At 40.6% G+C, this 23,548-nt stretch carries 21 protein-coding genes; 11 read left to right on the top strand and 10 right to left on the bottom strand.

Annotated elements, in window-relative coordinates:
- From F8R90_RS31470 to F8R90_RS31500, 7 genes are all read left to right on the top strand, one after another.
- Positions 1-200, top strand: a 200-nt coding sequence (locus F8R90_RS31470) for a hypothetical protein (protein ID WP_196513995.1), incomplete at its 5' end; no start/stop codon positions are given.
- Positions 201-317: 117 nt separating this feature from the next.
- Positions 318-584 carry a hypothetical protein gene (locus tag F8R90_RS31475; RefSeq protein ID WP_196513996.1) on the top strand — a complete coding sequence of 89 codons (267 nt, stop codon included), beginning with the start codon at positions 318-320 and terminating at the stop codon, positions 582-584.
- 117 nt (positions 585-701) lie between these two features.
- Positions 702-965, top strand: coding sequence for a hypothetical protein (locus F8R90_RS31480; protein ID WP_196513997.1), 264 nt, complete (start codon positions 702-704; stop codon positions 963-965).
- Positions 966-1,281: 316 nt separating this feature from the next.
- The gene (locus F8R90_RS31485) at positions 1,282-1,494 is read left to right on the top strand and encodes a hypothetical protein (protein WP_196513998.1); all 213 of its coding nucleotides are present in this window, start codon (positions 1,282-1,284) and stop codon (positions 1,492-1,494) included.
- A 201-nt stretch (positions 1,495-1,695) separates the two neighbouring features.
- Positions 1,696-2,886: a phosphotransferase family protein gene (locus F8R90_RS31490; protein ID WP_196513999.1), complete on the top strand. Its 1,191-nt coding sequence runs from the start codon at positions 1,696-1,698 to the stop codon at positions 2,884-2,886.
- A gap of 78 nt (positions 2,887-2,964) precedes the next feature.
- Positions 2,965-4,056 (top strand): T3SS effector HopA1 family protein, encoded by a 1,092-nt coding sequence (locus F8R90_RS31495; RefSeq protein ID WP_196514000.1) that lies wholly within the window; start codon positions 2,965-2,967, stop codon positions 4,054-4,056.
- Positions 4,057-4,120: 64 nt separating this feature from the next.
- Positions 4,121-4,423, top strand: coding sequence for a HetP family heterocyst commitment protein (locus F8R90_RS31500; protein ID WP_196514001.1), 303 nt, complete (start codon positions 4,121-4,123; stop codon positions 4,421-4,423).
- Positions 4,424-4,862: 439 nt separating this feature from the next.
- Here the strand turns inward: F8R90_RS31500 and F8R90_RS31505 are convergent, their stop codons facing one another.
- The 5 genes from F8R90_RS31505 to F8R90_RS31525 all read right to left on the bottom strand — a co-directional run bounded on the left by F8R90_RS31505 (position 4,863) and on the right by F8R90_RS31525 (position 11,766).
- Positions 4,863-5,645, bottom strand: a complete 783-nt coding sequence (locus F8R90_RS31505) for a peptidylprolyl isomerase (RefSeq protein WP_196514037.1) — start codon at positions 5,643-5,645, stop codon at positions 4,863-4,865.
- A 645-nt stretch (positions 5,646-6,290) separates the two neighbouring features.
- Complete coding sequence (locus tag F8R90_RS31510) at positions 6,291-7,838, bottom strand: HlyD family efflux transporter periplasmic adaptor subunit (RefSeq protein WP_196514002.1); 1,548 nt, start codon at positions 7,836-7,838, stop codon at positions 6,291-6,293.
- Between the two features lie 74 nt (positions 7,839-7,912).
- Positions 7,913-8,050, bottom strand: a complete 138-nt coding sequence (locus F8R90_RS31515) for a hypothetical protein (RefSeq protein ID WP_196514003.1) — start codon at positions 8,048-8,050, stop codon at positions 7,913-7,915.
- 20 nt (positions 8,051-8,070) lie between these two features.
- Positions 8,071-11,145, bottom strand: a complete 3,075-nt coding sequence (locus tag F8R90_RS31520; RefSeq protein ID WP_196514004.1) for a peptidase domain-containing ABC transporter — start codon at positions 11,143-11,145, stop codon at positions 8,071-8,073.
- Between the two features lie 21 nt (positions 11,146-11,166).
- Positions 11,167-11,766 (bottom strand): helix-turn-helix domain-containing protein, encoded by a 600-nt coding sequence (locus F8R90_RS31525; protein ID WP_196514038.1) that lies wholly within the window; start codon positions 11,764-11,766, stop codon positions 11,167-11,169.
- A gap of 1,230 nt (positions 11,767-12,996) precedes the next feature.
- Between F8R90_RS31525 and F8R90_RS31530 the strand changes: the two genes are divergently transcribed.
- The gene (locus F8R90_RS31530) at positions 12,997-13,188 is read left to right on the top strand and encodes a hypothetical protein (RefSeq protein WP_196514005.1); all 192 of its coding nucleotides are present in this window, start codon (positions 12,997-12,999) and stop codon (positions 13,186-13,188) included.
- 18 nt (positions 13,189-13,206) lie between these two features.
- Here F8R90_RS31530 and F8R90_RS31535 read toward each other — a convergent pair whose 3' ends face one another.
- From F8R90_RS31535 to F8R90_RS31550, 4 genes are all read right to left on the bottom strand, one after another.
- Positions 13,207-13,365 carry a hypothetical protein gene (locus tag F8R90_RS31535; protein WP_196514006.1) on the bottom strand — a complete coding sequence of 53 codons (159 nt, stop codon included), beginning with the start codon at positions 13,363-13,365 and terminating at the stop codon, positions 13,207-13,209.
- Positions 13,366-13,697: 332 nt separating this feature from the next.
- Positions 13,698-13,934, bottom strand: coding sequence for a 50S ribosomal protein L28 (gene rpmB / locus F8R90_RS31540; RefSeq protein ID WP_100900070.1), 237 nt, complete (start codon positions 13,932-13,934; stop codon positions 13,698-13,700).
- Between the two features lie 189 nt (positions 13,935-14,123).
- Complete coding sequence (gene htpG, locus F8R90_RS31545) at positions 14,124-16,112, bottom strand: molecular chaperone HtpG (RefSeq protein ID WP_196514007.1); 1,989 nt, start codon at positions 16,110-16,112, stop codon at positions 14,124-14,126.
- A 236-nt stretch (positions 16,113-16,348) separates the two neighbouring features.
- Positions 16,349-16,990 (bottom strand): class I SAM-dependent methyltransferase, encoded by a 642-nt coding sequence (locus F8R90_RS31550; protein WP_196514008.1) that lies wholly within the window; start codon positions 16,988-16,990, stop codon positions 16,349-16,351.
- A 217-nt stretch (positions 16,991-17,207) separates the two neighbouring features.
- Between F8R90_RS31550 and F8R90_RS31555 the strand changes: the two genes are divergently transcribed.
- The 3 genes from F8R90_RS31555 (at position 17,208) to F8R90_RS31565 (ending at position 20,433) form a co-directional block, all read left to right on the top strand.
- On the top strand, positions 17,208-18,533 hold the full coding sequence (locus F8R90_RS31555; protein ID WP_196514009.1) for an AAA family ATPase: 1,326 nt from the start codon (positions 17,208-17,210) through the stop codon (positions 18,531-18,533).
- Positions 18,530-19,990, top strand: coding sequence for a tetratricopeptide repeat protein (locus tag F8R90_RS31560; RefSeq protein WP_196514010.1), 1,461 nt, complete (start codon positions 18,530-18,532; stop codon positions 19,988-19,990). The genes F8R90_RS31555 and F8R90_RS31560 overlap by 4 nt, the downstream gene beginning before the upstream one ends.
- Before the next feature lie 140 nt (positions 19,991-20,130).
- The gene (locus tag F8R90_RS31565) at positions 20,131-20,433 is read left to right on the top strand and encodes a hypothetical protein (protein ID WP_196514011.1); all 303 of its coding nucleotides are present in this window, start codon (positions 20,131-20,133) and stop codon (positions 20,431-20,433) included.
- A 194-nt stretch (positions 20,434-20,627) separates the two neighbouring features.
- Here F8R90_RS31565 and clpB read toward each other — a convergent pair whose 3' ends face one another.
- The gene (gene clpB / locus F8R90_RS31570) at positions 20,628-23,270 is read right to left on the bottom strand and encodes an ATP-dependent chaperone ClpB (protein ID WP_196514012.1); all 2,643 of its coding nucleotides are present in this window, start codon (positions 23,268-23,270) and stop codon (positions 20,628-20,630) included.
- Between the last annotated feature and the right edge of the window lie 278 nt (positions 23,271-23,548).

A 23,548-nucleotide genomic window follows, 5' to 3' on the forward strand; every position in this document is an offset into this window, starting at 1 on the left:
TCCTCAACGACCTGAACAATGTTGATTCCATCACTATTTATGGTGGTGGTGGTGGTAGTGAAGTTTCCGACGTTTCCGAGGGCATAGAGCCACTTTTAGCTTACGGTATTAAGGGACAAGAGTTCGGATTGCTAGCCTTTGGAGCTAGCTTAACTGCACACATCATCAAGTCATTCAGCGAATCTGATACTTTCTTGTAATTTACTACTGAGCTACATTGCTCTGTGGAACTTTTGGAATTAGCGATTAAGCAATATACAGCTTAATCGCTGCCAAATAAATTTGCTCAACAGTAACAATTATTTTAGGAGAAAATTATGGCGAGTATCGCTCTTTCACAACTAAATACCACTGGTTCTGAACTGTTCCAAGATTCTGAAAGCTTCCTCAACGACCTGAACAATGTTGATTCCATCACTATTTATGGTGGTGGTGGTGGTAGTGAAGTTTCCGACGTTTCCGAGGGCATAGAGCCACTTTTAGCTTACGGTATTAAGGGACAAGAGTTCGGATTGCTAGCCTTTGGAGCTAGCTTAACTGCACACATCATCAAGTCATTCAGCGAATCTGATACTTTCTTGTAATTTACTACTGAGCTACATTGCTCTGTGGAACTTTTGGAATTAGCGATTAAGCAATATACAGCTTAATCGCTGCCAAATAAATTTGCTCAACAGTAACAATTATTTTAGGAGAAAATTATGGCGAGTATCGCTCTTTCACAACTAAATACCACTGGTTCTGAACTGTTCCAAGATTCTGAAAGCTTCCTCAACGACCTGAACAATGTTGATTCCATCACTATTTATGGTGGTGGTGGTAGTGAAGTTTCCAATGTTGCTGACGGACTAGAGCCACTTTTAGCTTACGGCATTAAGGCACAAGAGTTTGGATTGTTAGCCTTTGGAGCTAGCTTGACCGCACACATCATCAAGTCATTCAGCGAATCTGATACTTTCTTGTAATTTACTACTGAGCTACATTGCTCTGTGAAACTTTTGGAATTAGCGATTAAGCTATGTATGTATTGCTTAATCGCTACCAAATCTTCTCAACTGTGACAATTATTTTAGGACAAGATTTCAAGAATCAGCTTTCTTGATTACCAAAAACCAGGATAGCCGATTAGGTTAAGTAATTTACAGCTTCATCAAGCTCAATTAGAGCAGTTGATCAATTTTATTAGTTTTTTCCTGACTACCGAGCGAGATGATTAAGTAATTAATACTTAACTTGGCTCACCTTGACTAATTGATCAATGTCTTCTGGGAATCGAAATCCATGTCAAGAATCACCATTTCTGATCTGCATACATCTAATTCAGAAAGTTTTTTCATAGGCGTGAGCAACGTAGATTATATATCTATATATGCTGGTGCAGATGACGCTCTTGCTCAAATTCTTAACTATAGTGTGAAAAATCTTCAGTTTGCGTTGTTGGCATTTACTATCTATGGAGTTACAGAGTTAGCAAAATCATTCAATAGTCAATAGTACATCCAGTCAAAAGGTTAAACATTTCTAGACTTGTTTTAACATTCTCTTGATTATTTATTCATACAACCGAAGATAATAGTAGGACTTGTATGATTATTGTAGACATAATTAGGTGGGCATAATAGGTTTTTATCTATTACTAATGTCTTCTAAATGTGCAAAATTTTTAGTTGTTAATCTTGACCCCGACGTGAAGCTATGGCATCATTTCTATTGAGTTCTCAAAATGCTTTTGATTACCTAATTCTTCATGGATTATGTACTCAAGATGAAAAGTCTTTAAGCAAAATCGAGCTAAAACCTGCTAAAAACTTTAACTTATTAATCAGCTTGCCAGATGAGCGGAAACTCCTAATTAAGCAAGAACCTTATAAACGAGAGGGAAAGACTGCTGGCGAGTTTGTAAAAGAATGGCGAGTTCACAAGTTTTTGCAAACCTTCCCAGAACTAAGCGATATTCGCTCATATTTGTCGGAGGCAGTACATTTTGATGCTCAGAATTCCATCATTGTTTTCAATTATCTAACTAACTATCGGGATTTGATGGATTTTTATATCGAAAAGAAATTGAAATTCTTTCCTATAGAAATTGCCAGGGTAGTTGGAACCACCTTGGCATCAGTCCATCGTCTATCTATTAACCGTCAAGACTATCAGGAGTTTTTCCAAAATGAGAATACATTCAAACAAGGAACTCCTAACCTGAATCTTGGAATGGATAGAGTTACCCCGGCAGTTTTTGGCAAGTTGCCCACCGATGGACTGAAATTTTTGTCTCTTTATCAACGTTATGATAGTTTAGGAGAGGCGATCGCAGAGTTGACTAATGCTTTCACGCCGTGTTGTTTAACCCATAATGATCTGAAACTGAACAATATTCTCCTATCTCTGAGTTGGGAAGAAGCTGCTTTTGATGAATCGTCCTCAGATGAGAGTATTATTCGATTGATTGATTGGGAACGCGGCGCTTGGGGAGATCCTGCTAGTGATTTAGGAACACTGATAGCCAGCTACTTACAACTTTGGCTACATAGCATGATGACTAGTAAAACAATGGCGATTCAAGAGTCTTTACGCCTAGCAACAACTCCTCTACATCTGCTCCAACCTTCTATTAGAGAGTTAATAACTGCTTATCTTACTGCTTTCCCTGAAATTTTAGAACATCGTCCTGATTTCTTACAGAGGGTTATGCAGTTTTGCGGTTTTGCTTTGATTAAAGCTATTCAAGCCAAACTCCAGCACGAAAAAACCTTTGGTAATAAAGGTATTTGCATACTCCAGGTTGCTAAGAGTTTATTATGCCGTCCAGAAGCATCGATATCAACAATTTTTGGTGTAGATGCATCAGCCCTCTCTCCGATTAACTTATCTCCCGCTTCAAAATAAATTCAAAGTCAACAAGGGGACGCAAACATTTTTGTTTGTCTGTCCCTATCTCTCCACATCATTGACAGGCAAGGTTTTATGCAACTATTAGATTCGCTGGCAAATCAACTGTCAGATATTCCAGAGTCATTGCAGATATCACTACAAGATATCGTTCATAAGGTTGAAATCCAGTCCTACCATTGTATTAAACATCCAGACTTTGACCCGGTGGAAGTACCAGAATCAATAGTCCCTCACTTTCAGCAATTATCTTTAGATTTCCAAAATAAGTTTTTGAGTCATCAACTACGTAGTTTTCTTTACGCTCTCTACTACAACGGCTCATCGAAAAGTCTTTTGTCATCCAACGCTGAAGCAACGAATTTGGCTGTGAACCAAAATCTCGAAAACAATACGTTATACGGCGTAGATATAGCTTTTTACGATCGCTTACATGAAAATAACAGAGGTGTAGGCTACTGGAATCATGATTGGCTGGTTGTCAAAGAAGACATCGATGGTAGTTTGGTGGTGCATAAGAATGGTTTGAGGCTACACATTGAACCTGATAGCTTACAACAAGCTGCTAATATCGGTGACTCGGTAGCAATCAGAATGCCTAATAATCTGGTACAAAACGGATTTTATATGGCAGTTGCTAATGCAGCTATGGCTCGAAATTATCAAACTCTGGTGCGTGTGTACTTCAACTTGACCCCAGAAGGTTCAGTTGCAGTCATGAACGATTTGACTACCCAACTCAATGCTATATCTATTGCTTTCTCATTTAAAGCATTGTACAACCCTTCCGATTATGGGCGTTACGACTCAGCAGTGCTTTATTTTGACAAAAAGGACTATGAACTTGTTCGTCCAGTCTTAGAGAGAGTATATAGAGAAAATCAATTGCATTTTCAGGAGCAAGTACCTTTATTTACCAAGTTTATAGCACCAGGGTTAGCGATCGCTGAAGAACCAGACCGCAAGTTTGGTGACCAAGAAAGTTTTGGTACACACCGCTGCCAAATTGTCGCTAATGGTTTGGTTGAAGCTTGGCAACTAGGGAATAATACGCCAGCAGATAGGATGTCAGCAATTCTGCGACATTTCTCATTATGGGAAATTGAATTGAAACGTCCTTATCTCAATGCCAACTCGGATGATATCTACACTTCCTTGAATCTCTAAACCGCTGGACGTGATACTCCTGATTCCTGATTGAAGATCATATTTTCGCTGACGAGGTAATTATATGACTCAAGAATTTTCCGAGTCTAATGAACAATTAGATCACAATTTTAACTTTACTAATGAAGAATTGGAACAGATAGTCAAAGCTGTTTCTGCTGGAAAGTATTCCTGGGCTTGTGTTTTAATCCTACGTTTTGGTGGCTACAATCCTCTCAAATACATACCCTCGCGTACCTACATTCGATTAATCAAAAATAACTGCCGATTTCGCAAAGCAAACTGTCATCAAGCCGATTCTGGGAATTTAGGACTTTTTAAACTAGAGTCAGCCTGGATTCAAGGGCGTAGTGATAAACGTCGTTAAAACTAAATATTAAAAAATAGCATCAGTCTCATAAAATTCGCATGCCAGTTGCTCATAGGGGAAACCCTCATGAGCAACTGGTGTTATTATCTCAATTAACCAGGGCTTACGCAAAAACCCTCTACAACTCTTATTACCTGGCGTACTTGGCGTACTTGGCGGTTCGTTTTTTCATAATTTTGCGTAAGTCCTATTGTTAATAGGACTTACGGACAGGTAACGGAAAATCGTAGACGCATTCGCGAAGCGTCTCGTAGAGAAGCAGCTTGCCGCAGGCTACTACAGAGGCACAGAGAACACGGAGGAATAGGAGTTTGAGAAGTATTTTGCGTAAGTCCTGAACAAGACTTGGGGCGTAACAAGGGGCTTAAACCCCTTGTTTATTCAAGATAGACAAACTTCCGCCACAACTTACTGTTAAGCATTTTTAGAAGCAGAATTAAGCCTGTATTAACACATCTTTGGATACTTGAGGACTGACATCCTTTGTGAATTTTGTCACTATTTCCATATTGGCAATTTGTGCCTTTAACCAATTAGTAAACAAGTCTTCGATAATTTTCAACTGTCGCTGTTCGTCTAATTGAGGTTTAATGATTTCCTCAACGGCAATTATGTGCACTCCTTTTGGAGTAGTTATTGGCTTGAGAATTTGTGGGGGATTAGCAGCAAAGATGGCTGCTGCGATCTCCGGTCTAAAATCGGTGCGGAGACGTATTCCTTGATATCCTCCAGCCCGGCGTATTTCTGTATTTTGAATGTATTGGCGGGCGATTTCTTGAAAACTAATTTCACCTTCTTGCAACGCATAAAACAGTTCGAGAGCTAAATCTTCATCATCCAATATAACTTCATAAGTTACTGCTCCAACGTAATCTAGTTGGTGTGCATAAAAAAATGGTTCAACTTTGTCTGCAAATAAATGATTGGCTAACTTGGCAGACAGTAGCTTAGTTTCGGCTATTGCTTCAAAGTCGTCTAAAGAAAGATGATATTTTTCTAACCATTCCCAGGTATCTTCTGCTTTGATAAGTCGGTTGGCTAAACGCAGGCTATCTGCGGCCTGTTGTAGTTCTTCTAAACCAATTTGAATACCTGCCTTTTTCGCTTCATATTCAACAATTTTTCGAGTTGCGATCGCCTCCAATATACTAGGGATTTGGCAAGCAAGCTTTATGTGGTCAAGAATATCCTCAGGAGAAACAGTCAATACATTTGACATCATCTAATTCCTCCAATTGCTAACCTAAATTAATAGGACGTTATTAGTGCTATTCAGACAATATTAATTATATCTATAATGGCTTTTAGATTTAATTATTTATTATTGCCTTTGGTTAATAGTAACCTAAATATTTTATCTTGTGCAACAATAAAATAATTTTGAAGTGTTTAATGATTTTTATTATTTGGTAAAGATATACTAGCAGAAAAAGAAACATGTAAAAATAAACAATCAAAATAAAATATCTATACTAATAAAAAATAGTCATGCTTTATACAAATTAAATTGCACTGCTCAGATACCCGACTTCTCTAATAAATCGGGTATCTCGTTATTCACAAATGATTAAGTAGGGCTATAGTTCAATAAGGTTCAGTTAAGGGCTACTGGCAAAAATTTTGGGTTTTTGAGACGCGATAAATCGCCGTCTCTACAAGTTTTTTGTTCTTATCTGATGCTGTTGGGCTATAGTTGATTTACTTTAAGGACAATAATTTGTGCGATCGCATAGACGATCAACGACGGAGGATAACTCTAAAATTTCCTTACCATAGCTGGCTTACAGCCTTTTTCATTTATTTGAACCATAACCCCTTGTAGGGACGCACATCTATCTGTGCGCCCCTACCTATAGTGTAATTACTAAAGCTCCAAACCACCTTCTTGCAACTTCTTAAACGGATCTAGGATAAAGTCCATCACTCGGCGTTGACGGATAACCACCTCTGCGCTTGCTGTTTGACCTGGTGTTAGAGGAATACGTTTGTTGGCAGTTTGGATATAGGGCTGAACTAGGGAGATTTCCAACTCATAGGTTTCGATGCTACCTTGATTAGTCGTTTGAACTTTCGAGTTAGGTGAAATCCAAGTGACACGCCCTTCTACTACCCCATAATCTTGGAAGGGATAGGCATCAAATTTGATTTTAACTGGCATTCCCACCTTTAAAAAACCACTTTCTTGGTTGGGCATTTGAGCTTTTAGAATCAAGGAAGCATTGTCGGGCGCAATTTGGGCAATCATTTGTCCCGGTTCTACTACTGAGCCTGGTTTTTGGATAGGCAACTCAAAAATTGTGCCATCAATAGGCGATCGCACTACTCGTTGTTGCATCTGTAGCTGTAAGGATGTGATTTGGCTTCCGGTTTGAGCAATTTCGGATTGCAGGCTAGTAATTTGTGTTTGTAAGTCTTTAAGCTGTTCCTGATTTTTTAGCACCGCCAGTCTACCTGCTTGCACCACACTGCGGTAGCTGCTTTGCTGCTCTTGCAGGCGAAGTTTTGCCTGCTGAATATCTGAGCCAGCTTGACTCATTAGCGACTGATAACGATTCAGTTCTTCTTTTAACCGCAACTGGGCTTGTGTAATATTAGATTTTGCTTGTTCCTGCAAACGTTGGCTTTCTTCTGCGATCTTTTCTAGTTCCACAACTTTGGTTTGGGGAATCGCGCCTTGTCGCAAAAGCTGGCGATAACGTGCAACTTCTATTAAATCTCGGCTTAAACGACTCTTGGCTAACTTTTGAGCAATCTGGGTAGAACTGATATTCTGGCTAGCCTGTTCCACTAGAGCCAGTTTTTCCAGTCGTTGTAAGTTATAAGTACTCTGTTTTGCATCAAAGTTTTGCTGCGCCTGACTAACTTGGGAAATTTTTTCTAATTCTTGGGATTTATTTTGTTGTTCTTGAATGTTAATCGTCAGGAGAATTTGGTTTTTTAGGAGATCCAGTTGCGATCGCCGATTTAATAAACCTTCTAGTTTTGTCTGCACCTGCTGCAATTCCGTTCGCAGCACATCAGACTCCAATTCAAGCAAAACCTGTCCTGCTTTTACAGTTGTGCCTTCTTTGACGTTGACAGCAGTAACGCTACCAGTAACTGGACTATCCAATTGTTGGGTTGCTCCTTCAGGTTCCATTCGCCCTCTAGCACTTCCTGTTTCATCAACTTTAGAAAGCATTGCCCAAGGTAAAATGATCCCAGCAAAGCCTATCAGCAAATACAACATGGAGCGCGTCCAGATCCTTGGTAAGGCATCTAGCAGTTCCTCGGTGCCATAAAACCAATCGTTTGCTTCAGATGTTTTTTGTGTCTGAGGATGAAGAATGGCACTTGCGTCTTCAACCAGGTGAAATTCAGCCTGCTTTGGTATAGCAAAGGCGGATGATGAATTATTAGATGGGTTTGGCATAATAATTGGGGATTAGGCATGGGGGATTGATAGATTTGAGGTTCTGAGCTTCATTAATGAGTATTTGAACTCCATTAATGAGCCTTCGAGGTGGATGAACGAGTATCAAAGGTGGATGAACAAGTATCAAAGGTGGATGAATGAGTATCAAAGGTAGATGAACGAGTATCAAAGGTGGATGAACGAGTCTCTAATTCCCCTTGTCCCTCCATTCCTCATCCCCCAGCCCCTTTCAACCTGTTTGCGCTAGTTGTTGCTGGTTGAGATAGAAATAATGACCTTTCTTGGCGATTAATTGATCGTGAGTACCGCTTTCGACCAAAATGCCCCGATCTAAAACTAAAATCAAGTCAGCATGACGCACGGTGGAGAGACGATGAGCAATGATTAAACTTGTGCGTCCTTGGAGAATCTTTTTGAGGTTGTTCTGAATAATCCGCTCAGATTCAGCATCTAAGTGACTGGTTGCTTCATCGAATACCAAGAAGCAGGGATTTCCTAACAAAGCACGAGCGATCGCTAGGCGTTGGCGTTGTCCACCGGATAACATACCCCCACCTTCACCAATTTGGGTTTCGTAGCCCATTGGCATTTGCTTAATAAACTCATCTGCTCCTGCTAGACGCGCCGCTTCAATAATTTCTTCTGGGGAAACTTCTGGATGAGCAATGCTGATATTGTCTCGAATCGTACCGCCAAACAAAAATGTATCTTGATCTACAACACCAATTTGTGAGCGGAGCGATCGCAGAGAAATATTGGTCATATCTTGACCATCAATCAACACTTTGCCATCCGTCGGCAGATAAAGTCCTAAAATCAATTTGGAGAGAGTAGTTTTCCCAGAACCGCTACGCCCGACGACCGCTATAGTTTGCTCAGGTTTGATTTCAAAACTGAGATTTTCTAACACGTTAATATCGCTTTCTGGGTGATAACGAAAAGTCACATTCTCAAATATAATATGACCACGTAAACTACCTAAAGACTGGCGGGGTTGATATTGTAAATCTTCTTCTGGTTCAGCTTCTAAGACATCATTAATCCGCTCAGTGGAAATAATCACCTCTTGCAATTGATTCCACAGTACAACGAGTCGTTGGAAAGGTCGAATGACATTTCCTAACAACATATTGAATGCAATTAATTGTCCAATGGTCAGTTGGTTTTGAATTACCTGCCATGCACCAAACCAAAGTAATCCTGTGGTTACCAGTGTTTCGATACTAGAACTGAAAATTTGGAGCTGGTTACTAATTATCTGGCCGCTAAAGGTCTTTTTAATGACATTATTCAGCAGTTCTTCCCAATGCCAACGGACTGTTTGCTCAATTGCCATAGAGCGAACTGAGCGAATACCTGTGAGGGATTGGATCAGATAACTATTTTCTGTAGCTGAAGCATTAAAAACTTCGCGGCTGATGCGACGCAAGAACGGTGTAGCTATCAGTGCTAATAGTACAAAAGGCGGCACGATCGCTAAACTAAACAATGCCATTTGCCAGCTATACCAAAACATCAATCCCACATAGACAAACACTGTCATTAAATCCAAACCAATTGATAGTGCTTCTCCAGTTAGAAAGCGCTGAATCTTTTGATTTTCTTGGACGCGAGACACAATATCACCAACGTAGCGCGATTCAAAAAAGGCTAAAGGCAAGCGAAAGGTATGTTTAATAAAACCTACAAGCAGTGTTACTGCCAGGCGATTCGCCGTGTGATCTAGTAGATATTGTCGCAATCCATTAAGAGCAACCCGGAAAAAGCCAAAAATTAGCAACCCTAAACCAACGGCGTTTAAAGTTAGGGTGCTACCTTGCACAATTACTCGGTCTAACAACAGCTGAGTAAATAAAGGTGTAATTAGTCCAAATAACTGAATCAACACCGAAGCCATAAAGACTTCTAGCAGTACTTGGGAGTGGGGTTTGACTAAATCAAAAAACTGCCAAAATGGTGTAACTGCTTCCTGGGTTGCTTTAAGTACGTCTGTGGGTTGTAGTAACAACGCATAACCAGTCCAACCGGCTTTAAATTCGCTAGGGGTAAGGGTGCGTTGACCGATGGCCGGGTCGCCAATAATCACACGTTTTTTATTGACTTCATAGAGGACAACGTAGTGCTTACCTTCCCAGTGAGCGATCGCAGGTAAGGGTTGTTGTGCTAATTTATCAAAGCTAGCTTTCACCGGACGGGTTGCAAAGCCGATACTTTCTGCCGCCGCTGTTAAACCCCGCATTGATGCCCCGCTACGGCTGATGTTGGTTAAATCCCGTATGCGGTTGACATTAAAGCGCTTACCCCAATAGCGACTAATCATCACTAAGCAAGATGCTCCACAGTCAGAGGCGCTTTGTTGTTCAAAGAACGGATACCGTTTAGTTAAGCGTCCCAACCAATGCCCCGCCCTCAATCTTGGGCTAGGAAAGTACGCCCGTTGTCTTTTTTGCTTTTGTTTTGGCTCGACGCTGGAGATTGGGGATTGGGAATTGGGAATTGGGTTTTGGGAAACACTGTCCCTTATATTCTGTCCCCTGTCCTCTATCCCTAGCCCAGCTTGATGCTCTTGGAAGTCTATTAAATCTGCTAATTGCGGCCAATGTTGTAATGCTGTTTGCCAATCAGCATTGCTCAAACTGTAAGCGATCGCTGGTTGTGCTACCTGCCAACTTCCTTGTTTTGGATTCACGTAGATGTTTCCAGGTGTCAATCTTCGCCCGTTAGAATGCAGCAGTTCTCCCCGATGTAGTAACCAAAGCTTGATATCTTTGCTGACGTTACCACTCAAGGAACCACTCTCCAGATTGTGCCGCTCAAATAGGGATAAGGCTTTGAACATCTCCTCAACAGAGCCATTATGCCCAATTAAGGAGTTGTGGCAGCATAACAGCAGCAAATCCCAAACTTCTGCACGTCTTAAAAGGCGATCGCGGATGCTAAACGATATGCGAATTAGCTCTTGTAAAGTCTCTCGGTTGATATAGCAAAGCTTTAAGTTTACCGAAGCTCTAGCAACATAAGGACGGAGTTCCTTTTCTGGAAATAGAGTCAGATCGCCAAATGATGCTCCAGACAAGAGGGTGGTGATTAAGTTGTTAGAGCTATCCAGCAGTCTGACTTTACCACTCAGGACAATATAAATTCCTGGCTCGGCTGTAGTTGCTTGCCAAAACTGCTTTGCTACTTGTGGTTCAACAATTTCCAGCCCTCTGAGACATGTGTCAAGTTCTTCCTTTGACAGCGACTTACCCAAGGTTTGGGCGATTTGTTCAGCTAAATATTGCTGGGAAAACGCTGATGGCATTTTCTGACCTCCAAAACAGTATTAGTTATTGGTCTGAATTAGATTAAATGACCAATGCAAACTCGGTTCGGAGTTAGATTGCAAGTCGCAGATTGTAATGCCAGCATCCTTATTCTGGTCAGTTTGTGGTGGGCAAGAGTTTTTGCGCTTAGTAGAAAGTCCCATTTTTTTAAGCAGGCGATTAACATGGCGATCGGTAATTGCAATGCCAAATTCATTTGCTAAATGTTTGCTCAACCATTGGGCTGTCCAGTAGCTAAATGCATAGCCATATTCACGGGGACTATTACTAACCAATTCTTTCAAACGTTGAATATATTGATCGTTAACAGTCTTGGGTCTACCTATTGGTCGCTCATTCCATTTGTGCGCTAGGCCCGCCTCTGCTATGCCAATCCAGTACCGCGCCATTTCCTGCGAACAACCTAATATTTCACAGATTTGACTTTGAGATTTACTCATATCCGCCAGCAACATAATTTCAATTCGCCGGCGATATTCTGGCTGTAAATTAGCTTGCAAATTTTTCAGCAGTGCCTTCCTCTGAAAAGGCGTTAAAAATTTGCTTTCGTGCATGTCGTAGCATTCAAAAGCTTTCTCTTGACTGAAGTATTCTGACATAATTTTTATCAGTTGCCGCCAACTGTCAAATGTGATCAAATTTGTCTTTCGCATCTGTTGTTAAAATCCTGATAAATCAGGATACACAAATGCAACATTAATTAGTCCTAGAAGTTGATTCAAGATTGACGTAGTGTGCAAATAAGGCTAAGAATTTCCCCCTAGTATTCTGAGAATTTAGGAGGGATATTACTGCGCCGACTCAGATTTTAATAAATCGAAAATCGGCGTTAATGGTTTTCACTTGGAATAAAAATACTTAAAACCAGTAAACTGCTCACTGGCTAGCCGCTAGAATTTGACAGACTTTCCTGAAGCCCGGTGCAATAATGGTATTGGTTAAGACCATTCGCCCCTAGTTGATGGTAATAGGCAAACACTTTCCAGCCTTCGGGTAGCCCTTATATTGATGATTTTACTGAATTCTACAATACGGTTTCAGAGATTAACCTACTAATGTTTAGGTAGGTTTAGCGTTGATTATCAACAAGAGGTTTAATCTTGTTTCGTTAATTAGAATCTAAAAAGGGTCAAGGTCAGGTATGAGTGCAAATCTACTTCTTAGACTATCCTAAAACTAACTACTTTCTCATCAGCAGATAGTCATAAACTTTAAACTATCTAGAATAAAAATTCAACCCAAAAGTGACAGCCACTAAATCTTTTTCGTAATCCACTATTCTTTATTTAAGAATAATCTTACATCTAGTCAATAGTTTTTAGAAAAAACAATAAATATTTATCAAACCTTGATAAATAGTTTACTAAAATTTTACAAATCATTTAATTTAGAAAAATAATAGGTTGATAATTAAAATTTTTGTTTTAATAATAATTGCTAATTTAAAATTACTTGTTGAGCCAAACCGCAGAATACCTAACTTATTAGTTGCTAACAAATACAGTATTTTCATGAATTCATAGTAAGTCTACATCTGTCCATAGTAGGAAAACTACATACATTACTATCTGCCATATTTGATATGTGCATATCTATCTATAGTATGAAAATAATCTAGTTTAGCAAAAAAAATCTGTAGATGCGTTTGCAACGAACTTGCTCTATCTGGAGACAGGTTTTACTAAAATTAAGCCAATAAAATTAGTTCCTAATTTTTAAAATATCTAAAGACTATGGACACTTGGTATTTTGCGCGAAGACCCTTAGAAGAAGTCAGATAAAATTGACTTGATAGCGAATTCAATATATATATAAATCCTATTTTATTTGTGAAAATTGCAATACTCACGAATGATTCAACGCTTTTGACTTTATTAACGAGTGTTGTTGATGCGGTTGCGATCGCAGATAATGGTTCGGGGATATCTGAATTTGATTATTTTTTACCACCAAGTCCAAAGAACAGGTGGATGGGGAGACAAGGGGAAATTGTCTCCCCATCCCTTCAAGGGGTGGGATGAGTTAAATAATTTCGTTCATTATCGGGAAATGACTGAGGACAAGTTGTAGTAACTAGTAGAAACTAAATCAGGAACCAAAACCTCTGGTGACTCCAGAGGTTTTTTCTTCACTCTACGGTTTTCTATGTAGGAGTTCTGAAAAATAAAAGACTGATAAGCATCTGTATTCAAAGACACCCATTTTTAACCGTGGTGTAATCAATACATATTTCTCTCTTGCCACCATCAGTATTCAAAATATACAAAGCCTACTACTCAATATTTAAGCTCATCCCACCCCTAAAAGGGGATGGAACAACACGAAAGACTGATGACTGTTAACCGTCAACCGTCAACCGTCATCAGTCATCAGTCAACAGTTAACGACGGTGGGGCGGCTATCGACACCCCGCAAGTGGGCTTCCCGCCGCCTTGGTGATAGGCGTTAGGGGCGCACAGCTAGCTGCACGCCCCTACGAATTACCTGTATTCCACCTGATGAAAGTATCAGATTATAAAATCTACATTACTTAGTAATGATTCAGGTTAATGCCAGCTTCTTTGGCCATTGCTTCTAACCCATTAATTTGTAGGGTTTTGATTGCTTTGGTAGATAGCTTTAACTTCACCCAGCGATTTCCGCCTTCCCACCAAACACGCTTGCTTTGCAGATTAGCGTGCTGAAGGCGTTTAGTACGGCGGTGAGAGTGGGAAACAGCAAAGGCATTATTTGCCTTCTTACCAGTTAGTTCACAGCGACGAGACATAGCAACTATCTCCAGATCCTTATTTTAATACAGCCTTTCCATTCTATGTCTTAGGCAACAGAAGTGGAGTAGGGAGTGGCGGCAGAAATAACTCCCAACTTCTAACTCCCAACTTCTAACTCCCAACTCCTAACTCCCAACTCCTAACTCCTAACTCCTAGCTCCTAACTCCTAACTCCTAACTCAGCACTATTTACTAGCTTGTTCCGTCAGCTTAGTGAGTACCTCATTCGATCGCTCGACGAAGGATTTCATTCCCTCAGCGTCAAATCCTTTCTGAGACATCAACGCTAAATCATAGACGTGTTGGCAAATCAAGTTAACTAACTGATCGTTAGGCGATTGACCGTCACCTTGAATAATACTACCTTGGTTAAGATTGGCCAGATTTTGAATTAGCGGGTGAGCAGTATTCACCAGCAAAATGTGATCATCGGGAAACTCTGCTGTCCCCTGCTGCATCATGGCATTCATTTCTCGCAGGCGGCGCAGAATCTCTGGTAGAAGAACGATCGCAGGTGGTGTACCTTGAGGATCTTCTGATTTCAACGCTTCGGTACGGATGTTGAGTTTGGGTTTGTTGAGAGATTTCTCAAATAACTCTTTAATAGTCTCACTGCGGGTTTTGTTTGTCTTAGGATCGACAATTTCCTTATCTTTATCCTGTTCCAGCAGAGTATTATCTAAATCTGAGTCTACTCGCGTAAACTTAACATCCTGATATTCCCGCTCTAAGAAGTTGATAAAGTGAGTGTCGATGAAGGAGTCCATAAACAGGACTTCCAAGCCTTGATTTTTGTGTAGTTCTATGTATGTAGCTTGGGTTGTTTCATCGGTGCTGTAGAAAACTCGGTTTTCGTTACGTTCTTTGTTGCGTTCTAGATACTCTTTCAGTGTGGTGTAAGGAGCGCTGGGCGCTGAGTTCTCAGCACTGGGCGAGGGAGTGACATCTTGCCAAGCATCCCCGTCTGAAGATTGGACTTCAACCACTGGAGTTTCAGCAGCAACTTTTTCTGTCAGCTTGGCGGTAGTGCGGAAGACGATGATATCTTCGATTTGTTTTTTGAATTTCTCGTCGTTGAGAACGCCGAATTTAACAAAGGTGCCGAGGTCTTTCCAAGCACTAATGTATTGTTCACGATTATCGCGGAAAAGTTCTTTGAGGCGATCGCCTACTTTTTTGGCGATATAATCACCAATTCGCTTCACGGTGCGATCGCCTTGCAAGGCACTCCGTGATACGTTTAGCGGAATATCGGTACTATCAATCACACCCCGCATCGGCATCAAAAATTGCGGGATGATTTCTTCGCAGTTGTCGCTAACAAAAACTTGATTGCAAAATAGCTTGATCTGCCCTTTGGTAACATCTACATCCGGCCTCATTTTGGGGAAATACAGAATCCCGTTGATGATAAAGGGATAGTCTGTATTTAAATGTACCCACAGCAGAGGTTCTTCTTGAAAAGGATACAGGTAGCGGTAAAACTCTAAATAATCTTCTTGACTCAGATTACTCGGAGACTCTCGCCACGGTGCTTTTTGCTTATTTAATACTTCGCCTTCTAGTTTTATTGGTACTGGCAAGAAGTCGCAGTAAGTCTTGACAAGATTCTTAATCCGTGCTGACTCTAGAAATTCCTCCTCCTCTCCTTGCAGGCTGAGAGTAATAGTAGTACCGCGAGTTGTCTTGGGCGATTCTTCTAGGGTGAAAGCTGGGGAACCATCGCAAGTCCAGTGAACCGCCTGTGCTCCTTCTTGATAGGAGAGGGTATCAATTTCTACCTTTTGCGCCACCATGAAGGAAGAGTAGAAACCAAGACCGAAGTGACCAATAATCGGTTGATCTGATTTGCCTTCATATTTATGAATAAATTCTTCAGCACTAGAGAAGGCAACCTGATTGATATATTTCTTAACTTCATCTGCGGTCATCCCGATACCGTTATCGGAGATGGAGAGAGTCTTCTTATCTTTGTCAATGGCAATTTCAATTTCCGGTTCGCCGATGTCTCCAGCATAGTCTCCGGCGCGGGATACCATTTTCAGCTTTTGGATAGCGTCTACAGCATTGGATACCAGTTCCCGCAAGAAAATTTGGTGATCTGAGTAAAGCGACTTCTTGATGATCGGGAAAATATTCTCAGTATGAATACTGATAGTGCCTTGTTCTAGCATAATTGGTAATTTTCGATGTTAGTATCTGAAATGATGATAGTGGCTAATACAGCCTAGCCCTCTGTTTTCAAGGATAAACCCGGAGAACACAGGAGAGCATGATACCAATTAGGATTTTAAAAGCATAGCTTAGGCGATCGCTCCTTTTTTGAGCGTTGTTTGCCCCCATTGTATGATTCGGATTTCCCTACTCCCGATTTTGACCGCAGCTTTATTAGCTTAGTTGAGACACATATCTAAGTATTTATGCTAGTTTTTTCTAACACTAAAAAATAGTGGTACGGGTAAGTAGGATCGATAAATTCTTGCTTAACAGTTAACCCAGCATTGACAACAGAGTTTAAAATCCGCTTTTTCGGATATCCTTTTAAACCCATTTCCCAGTAGTGTTCGTCACATATTGGCTTTGTACTCCAGAATTTTGGCACATTGAGTAATAAATGCCTTGGTCTACCAGAAAAAGAGGTTTTGATCTGAAATGACAAGTATTGAGTGCAATAAGGAATCGAAATCACCAAAAATTTCTTGGTTGCTTCGGCAAGTTTTTTCAGTGCTTGTTCTGACTGTTCGTAAGGGAAGTGTTCCAGCACTTGAAACAGGACGATTGCATCAAATTTATCTTTTGGCAATGAAAAATCTGTTGTCAAATCCAAAATCATTTCTGGCTTGAGGTTGGGGTCAACATCAGCGGTGAAGACATTGTATCCATTGTTTTTCAGAAGGTCTGTTAATAGGGAATTAAAAATCCCAATTTCCAGAACGTTTTTTACCTCATGACCCAGCGAAAAAATTAGACGCAACTGGTGGTGATAACTGATGAGCCGATTTTTTGATAAATATTCCGAATTTCTAATATCTAACGAAGTGATGAGTTGCATAAACAATACCTATCTAATCTGATGGATTCACTAATTTGGTGGGTATACAACTACAGGATTCCCGCAAAACTAGTGAAAATAACAGCACCTCGACCCAATGATTAGAAGAATACTAGTGCTGTATTTTACTTCTTACTGATTTCTTCCTTCTTTTGCCAAATACCTCAATTTTTTATAATCTCCATTATTATGAGCAACATTGCAATATTTTTTACCTATGGTTAATAGTTCTGACTTACTCGCAAAGCTCTACAATGCCTTTAACCCCTTTGAACCCTTACCCGCAGGTGATCCAAAATATGTAGATTGTCAGGATGTGCGCGGAGATGCGGATATTGAACAAGAGTTGGGAAATCGGATGCGATTAGCAGATACAAATACTTGCCAATTGTATTCTGGTCATCGGGGTGCGGGGAAGTCTACAGAATTACTCAGGTTAAAGAAGTATTTAGAAAATCGGGAATTTTATGTTGTGTATTTTGCGGCTGATGAAGAGGATATCGATTCTGAAGATGCTCAATATACAGATATACTCCTCGCCTGTACCCGCCGTTTGCTCAAAGATTTAAAAGGAATTGCTAGTCCTCGTCCGATACTTGAATGGTTGAAAGGTCGTTGGGAAGATTTGAAAGATTTGGCGCAGACTCCCATAGAATTTGAGAGTCTGGGAGTAGAAGCCCAGCTAACTCAATTCGCCAAGTTGACCGCAAATTTAAGGGCTGTTCCTGAATTACGCCAGAAGATTCGCCAAAAAATTGATCCGTATACCGTCACTTTAATTCAGGTGTTAAATGAGTTTCTGGTGGATGCAAAACAACACTTACCTAATGGCTACAATAAACTGGCGGTAATTGTCGATAACTTAGACCGGATGGTGTTAGTCAAAGACGGAGAACGCACCAACTATGAGGAAGTCTTTTTAGATCGTAGCGAACAACTCCAAGCTTTAGATTGCCATTTGATTTACACTGTCCCCATTTCAATGGTCTATTCTACAAGGGCAACAGACCTCAGAGATATCTACGGCGACCCCCAAATTTTGCCGATGATTATGGTAAACACTCTCAAGGGAGACATTTATCAGCCAGGACTCAAGAAAGTGAAAGAAGTAATTAACAAGCGAGTCCGGCAAATTGCCCCCGAACTATCACTAGAAACGGAAATTTTCGACAGTCCCCAAACCTTAGACAGACTTTGTTTAATGAGTGGAGGTCACGTGAGGAATTTGCTATTGTTAACTCAAGATGCCTTTGGACGCACTGAAGAGTTACCTGTTTCAGAAAAGGCAGTGCGACGAGCAATTACTCAAGCCAGAGATACTTATCGCCGCGCTGTGGAAAATCATCAATGGTGTTTGTTAGCGGAAGTGTCTTGTTCTAAGCGCATTATTAATGATGACTTGTATCGGAGTTTGATGTATAATCGCTGTCTTTTAGAATACCGTTATTTTGATGATGATGGAGAAATGCAGCGTTGGTATGATATTCATCCATTGATTCAAGGAATTCCAGAATTTAAAGAAGCTGTAACGAAACTTCCATGAACCCAAATTTAAGTGATTGGGATGATGATTTACCCTCAGAACCAGAAGAAGCTTATCAAGACTTGCTTCGCGCACTGAGGCGGAAATCAGGATTTGGTTTGTTTTTTGTCCAATGTACACCTGGGGAAGCAGACAAGTTTATTATCAAACTTCCCCAGGAGATTCCGCAGAAGAAGATTGCAGTTTTACGCTTGATTGAGGCAATTGATAATTTATATCAGCCAGTCGCAGAGTTTGTTAAAGATAAGCAAGTTGAGATTTTATTGATTACAGGTTTGGAATATTCTTTATATAAGTATGAAAAAAGAAGTTTTGGGGAAATCACAGAAGGTCAATTTAGCAATTTAACCAGTGTTCCCCATATTTTAAATCACCTAAACCAACAGCGAGAAAGTTTTAGAGATGATTTTCCCATTAGCTTTGTTTTCATTTTGCGTTCTTTTTCGATAAACTATTTTATTCATCGTGCTCCAGATTTTTTTGATTGGCGTTCTGGAGTGTTTGAATTACCTACAACACCAGAAGTAGTAGAACAAGAATCAAATCGCCTGCTGTTGCAAGGAGACTATGAGGAATACTTGAAACTTAGCCCCGAACAAAAAATTGAGAAAATACTGGAAATTAAAGACTTACTAGCGGAAAGACATCAGACAGAAAATTGTAAGGCTAACTTACTACTTGAACTGGGAAGCTTGTTAATCACTGTGAAAGAATATGAAGCAGCTATTGTATCCTACGACCAAGCTCTAAAAATTAAAGTAGATAAACACGAAGCTTGGTATAACAGAGGCAATGCACTAAAGAATTTAGGACGCAATGAAGAAGCAATCATATCCTACGATCAAGCAATACAAATTCAACCAAATGATTACAAAACTTGGAATAAGCGGGGTATTGCACTAAGCAATTTAGGACGCTACCAAGAAGCTATAACTTCCTATGATAAAACACTCAAATTGCAACCAAATTACGATTGGGCTTGGTATAATAGGGGGATTGCTCTACGGAATTTAGGATGCAATAAAGAAGCAATCGCATCCTACGAACAAGCTCTAAAAATTCAGCCAGATAAACACGAAGCTTGGTACAACCGGGGGATTGCTCTATACAATTTAGGATGCAAAGAAGAAGCAATCATATCTTATAATCGAGTAGTGAAAATTAACCCAAATAAACACGAAGCTTGGAACAATCGGGGAATTGTACTAGATGATTTGGGACGTTATGAAGAGGCAATCGCATCCTATGAACAAGTACTGAAAATCAAACCACATTCTCACCAAGCTTGGTACAATAAAGCTTGCAGTTATGCTCTTAAAGGTAATATTGAGCAGGCATTAGAAAAACTGCAAAAAGCAATTAGTTTGAATCATGATCAATGTATTAAATGGGCAAAAGCTGACTCCGATTTTGATAGTATTCGGCAAGATAAGTGCTTTCAAGCTTTAATTCAATAACCACTAGAAAGGCTAAACTAATGTAATGATTAATGTAGCGATCGCCTTCTCATTTCGATTGAAAAGACTAACTGAAATTAACAGCGATGCCTATACATTACAAAATATAAAGTTAACCCATCTTCAGGAACACAAATCAAATGTCAGAAAATGCCCAAGAGCAAAAACAGCTATCTCTCCAAGAAATTGCTAGCCTATCTTTGGCAGAACGTCACAAAATACTTGAACCTTTTATCGCCGCCATAGCCGAAGATTTTTTGAATGACCCGGAATTAACAGAATTCTCAGTTTTGGATGGTGAAGACTGGGAAACTGAGGATGAAAACATAATTCATGCGGAAGAAATTGAAAGCATCCGTAACCATGATGGATTTTTGAATAGCTATATATTAAAAGATGAAGGACTTTATGATGACTATGCAAATCAGAAGGAAAATGCTTAAAAGAAGTATGAAATTTGTATATTAAATATCAGTTTTAAGCAACTTAAATTAACAGCGATCGCACATACATATAGTAATCGTAAATCATTTGTGGAAAATTAGATCACCGACTTCTTTGAGAAGTCGGTGATCTGGACACCTAGCGATCGCTTATTCACTTTACCGCTTCTACGATTTCTAATCGCCTTCTCAGACTATGTAGCAATCTGTGGTACTGACACCTTCACCAGCACTTTTTTGCTAAAAGACAGACCATTTTCATTTTTGTCAATGATAATCGTGTCTCCAGAGATAAAAGTATTCTCCAATAACTTGGTGGCGAGGGGGTTTTCTACTTCTCGCTGAATCGCGCGTTTGAGTGGACGCGCACCATAAACTGGGTCATAGCCTGATTCGACAAGGTGATCGCAAGCTGCTTGGGATATCTCAAAGAAGATTTTTTGCTCGCGCAGAAGATTTTCTACCCGCTTGAGTTGAATACGGATGATATGGCGCATTTCCGTGCGACTGAGGGCATGGAAAAGAATAATATCATCAACGCGGTTGAGAAATTCGGGGCGGAAATGCGATCGCAAGGCTTCCATTACCCTAACCCGCATCGTTTCATACTTGGAATCATCACCAGATACATCCAAGATATGTTCGCTGCCAATGTTACTGGTCATCACAATAACGCTGTTGCGAAAATCTACCGTCCTTCCCTGAGAGTCAGTAATTCTCCCATCATCCAAAACCTGCAATAAAATATTGAACACATCGGGGTGCGCCTTTTCCACTTCATCCAACAGCACCACTGAGTAAGGACGGCGGCGAACCGCCTCGGAAAGCTGGCCGCCTTCTTCATAGCCTACGTATCCTGGAGGCGCTCCTACTAACCGAGAAACTGAGTGTTTTTCCATATACTCAGACATATCCAAGCGCACCAAGGCATCATCAGAATCAAAGAGAAACTGAGCTAAAGCACGCGCGAGTTCGGTTTTACCCACACCTGTGGGTCCCATGAACAAAAATGAACCAATGGGACGCGAGGGATCTTTCATTCCCGCACGGGCGCGGCGAATCGCTGCTGCTACCGCTTCTACAGCCTCTTCTTGCCCAATAACTCGTTGATGTAGATGACTTTCTAGTTGCAGCAATTTTTGCCGTTCTGATTCCAATAGGCGATTGACGGGAATTCCTGTCCATTTAGCGACGATTTCGGCAATATCGGCTTCGGTGACTTGTTCTCGCAACAACGTGGAACCTTGGTTTTGAATTTCTAAAAGGCTCGCTTCTTTGGCTTCGCGCTCGTGCTGCACTCCTTCCAATTTGCCATACTTCAGTTGGGCAGCTTTATTTAGATCATAAGCACGTTCTGCCTGTTCAATTTGCACTCGCAAGGCATCTTCTTCTTTCTTTAAGGCGCTTATAGCCTCCAATATCTGCTTTTCACCTTGCCATTGCTCATTAAATATTTGCTGTTTTTCCGTTAAATCGGCAATTTCTTGCTCAATGCGCTCCAAACGTTCTTTCGTTTGGGGAGTACCCTTTTCTTCGCCAGCTAATGATAGCTTTTCCATTTCTAACTGCATGAGGCGGCGATCAATGGTTTCCAATTCCGCTGGTTTGGAGGTAATCTCCATTTTCAACTGTGCTGCTGCTTCATCCACCAAATCAATTGCTTTATCTGGTAAAAAGCGATCGCTAATGTAACGTGCTGACAAAGTTGCTGCTGCTACCAACGCCGAATCAGAAATTTTGACATTGTGATGCACTTCGTAGCGTTCTTTCAATCCCCGCAGAATGGAAATAGTATTTTCCACTGTTGGCTGATCGACAAATACTTGTTGAAAGCGGCGTTCTAGAGCAGCGTCTTTCTCAATGTGTTTGCGGAACTCGTCGAGGGTAGTAGCGCCAATACAACGCAGTTCTCCCCTCGCCAGCATTGGTTTGAGCAGATTTCCGGCATCCATTGCCCCTTGTTGATTGGAACCGGTGCCAACTACGGTATGCAGTTCGTCAATAAACAGGACGATTTGACCGTTAGATTCCGTAACTTCCCGGAGAACAGATTTTAGACGGTCTTCAAATTCACCCCGGTATTTTGCCCCAGCAATCAAACTGCCCATATCTAAAGAGATGAGTTGGCGGTTTTTCAGAGATTCGGGAACATCACCATTTACCATTCGCTGTGCTAAAGCTTCTGCGATCGCAGTTTTACCTACCCCAGGTTCACCAATCAACACAGGGTTATTTTTGCTACGACGAGACAATACTTGAATTACCCGCCGAATTTCGTCATCCCGCCCAATCACTGGGTCGAGTTTTCCAGATTTTGCCTGTTCTGTCAAATCTCTGCCAAATTTTTGTAAAGCTTCATAGCGGGATTCTGGACTTTGATCAGTCACCTTTTGGCTACCGCGAATGGTTTTGATAGTAGCTTCTAATTTAGCTGCATCTGCACTAAAGCCTTTGAGTATCTTTCGTCCAACGCGATCGTCTTCAGCAAAGGCCAAAAGTATGTGTTCCACAGAAATGTAGGAGTCTTTCATTCTGACTCTAGCTTCCTCGGCTCGGTCTAGTAAAACATCTAAACTACGGCTAAGGTAGAGCTGATCACTTTTACCAACTTTCGGCTGACGTTGGGTAAAGGCTTCTAGCTGCTGTTGGAAGCGGATTGGATCGACCTCAGATCGAGCCAGAACACGTATTGCTAGACTAGTGGGTTCTTCTAACAGGGCAATAATTAAATGTTCAACATCTAGTTGCTGTTGTTGATAGGCACGGACTATATCCTGAGATTTAACAATTGCTTCCCAGGCTTTATCAGTAAATTTATTCGGATCTGTAGGTTGCATCTTTATAATTTTGGAATTTTGATTTTTAGTTTAGGGCTTGGGGATTGGGAATTGGGAAGAGAATTAGTCTCTAGTCCATAATCTCCAATTATCCAAACATTCTCAGCGTATATCCGCGTGTATCTCCGGTGGCAATTTTGGATTGGCAATTGGTGATAGTTTAATCAATTACCTATTTCCTAATTTAAAACGAAAATACTGTTCTGAGCGGACTTTGCCCGATACTGCTATTGGAGCGATGTCTACGAAGGGCTACGCCTACGCGATTAGTGTTGCTC

The organism is Nostoc sp. NZL, assembly GCF_015714705.1.
Classification (GTDB): domain Bacteria; phylum Cyanobacteriota; class Cyanobacteriia; order Cyanobacteriales; family Nostocaceae; genus Nostoc; species Nostoc foliaceum_A.

What these genes read in the sequence shown, in the direction of transcription:
- clpB (WP_196514012.1), bottom strand. Translation starts at nt 23,270, where the DNA reads ATGCAACCTACAGATCCGAATAAATTTACTGATAAAGCCTGGGAAGCA.
- F8R90_RS31555 (WP_196514009.1), top strand. Translation starts at nt 17,208, where the DNA reads ATGGTTAATAGTTCTGACTTACTCGCAAAGCTCTACAATGCCTTTAAC.
- F8R90_RS31560 (WP_196514010.1), top strand. Translation starts at nt 18,530, where the DNA reads ATGAACCCAAATTTAAGTGATTGGGATGATGATTTACCCTCAGAACCA.
- htpG (WP_196514007.1), bottom strand. Translation starts at nt 16,112, where the DNA reads ATGCTAGAACAAGGCACTATCAGTATTCATACTGAGAATATTTTCCCG.
- F8R90_RS31500 (WP_196514001.1), top strand. Translation starts at nt 4,121, where the DNA reads ATGACTCAAGAATTTTCCGAGTCTAATGAACAATTAGATCACAATTTT.
- F8R90_RS31550 (WP_196514008.1), bottom strand. Translation starts at nt 16,990, where the DNA reads ATGCAACTCATCACTTCGTTAGATATTAGAAATTCGGAATATTTATCA.
- F8R90_RS31475 (WP_196513996.1), top strand. Translation starts at nt 318, where the DNA reads ATGGCGAGTATCGCTCTTTCACAACTAAATACCACTGGTTCTGAACTG.
- F8R90_RS31515 (WP_196514003.1), bottom strand. Translation starts at nt 8,050, where the DNA reads ATGGAGGGACAAGGGGAATTAGAGACTCGTTCATCCACCTTTGATACT.
- F8R90_RS31520 (WP_196514004.1), bottom strand. Translation starts at nt 11,145, where the DNA reads ATGCCATCAGCGTTTTCCCAGCAATATTTAGCTGAACAAATCGCCCAA.
- F8R90_RS31480 (WP_196513997.1), top strand. Translation starts at nt 702, where the DNA reads ATGGCGAGTATCGCTCTTTCACAACTAAATACCACTGGTTCTGAACTG.
- F8R90_RS31490 (WP_196513999.1), top strand. Translation starts at nt 1,696, where the DNA reads ATGGCATCATTTCTATTGAGTTCTCAAAATGCTTTTGATTACCTAATT.
- F8R90_RS31485 (WP_196513998.1), top strand. Translation starts at nt 1,282, where the DNA reads ATGTCAAGAATCACCATTTCTGATCTGCATACATCTAATTCAGAAAGT.
- F8R90_RS31510 (WP_196514002.1), bottom strand. Translation starts at nt 7,838, where the DNA reads ATGCCAAACCCATCTAATAATTCATCATCCGCCTTTGCTATACCAAAG.
- F8R90_RS31565 (WP_196514011.1), top strand. Translation starts at nt 20,131, where the DNA reads ATGTCAGAAAATGCCCAAGAGCAAAAACAGCTATCTCTCCAAGAAATT.
- F8R90_RS31505 (WP_196514037.1), bottom strand. Translation starts at nt 5,645, where the DNA reads ATGTCAAATGTATTGACTGTTTCTCCTGAGGATATTCTTGACCACATA.
- rpmB (WP_100900070.1), bottom strand. Translation starts at nt 13,934, where the DNA reads ATGTCTCGTCGCTGTGAACTAACTGGTAAGAAGGCAAATAATGCCTTT.
- F8R90_RS31495 (WP_196514000.1), top strand. Translation starts at nt 2,965, where the DNA reads ATGCAACTATTAGATTCGCTGGCAAATCAACTGTCAGATATTCCAGAG.
- F8R90_RS31525 (WP_196514038.1), bottom strand. Translation starts at nt 11,766, where the DNA reads ATGTCAGAATACTTCAGTCAAGAGAAAGCTTTTGAATGCTACGACATG.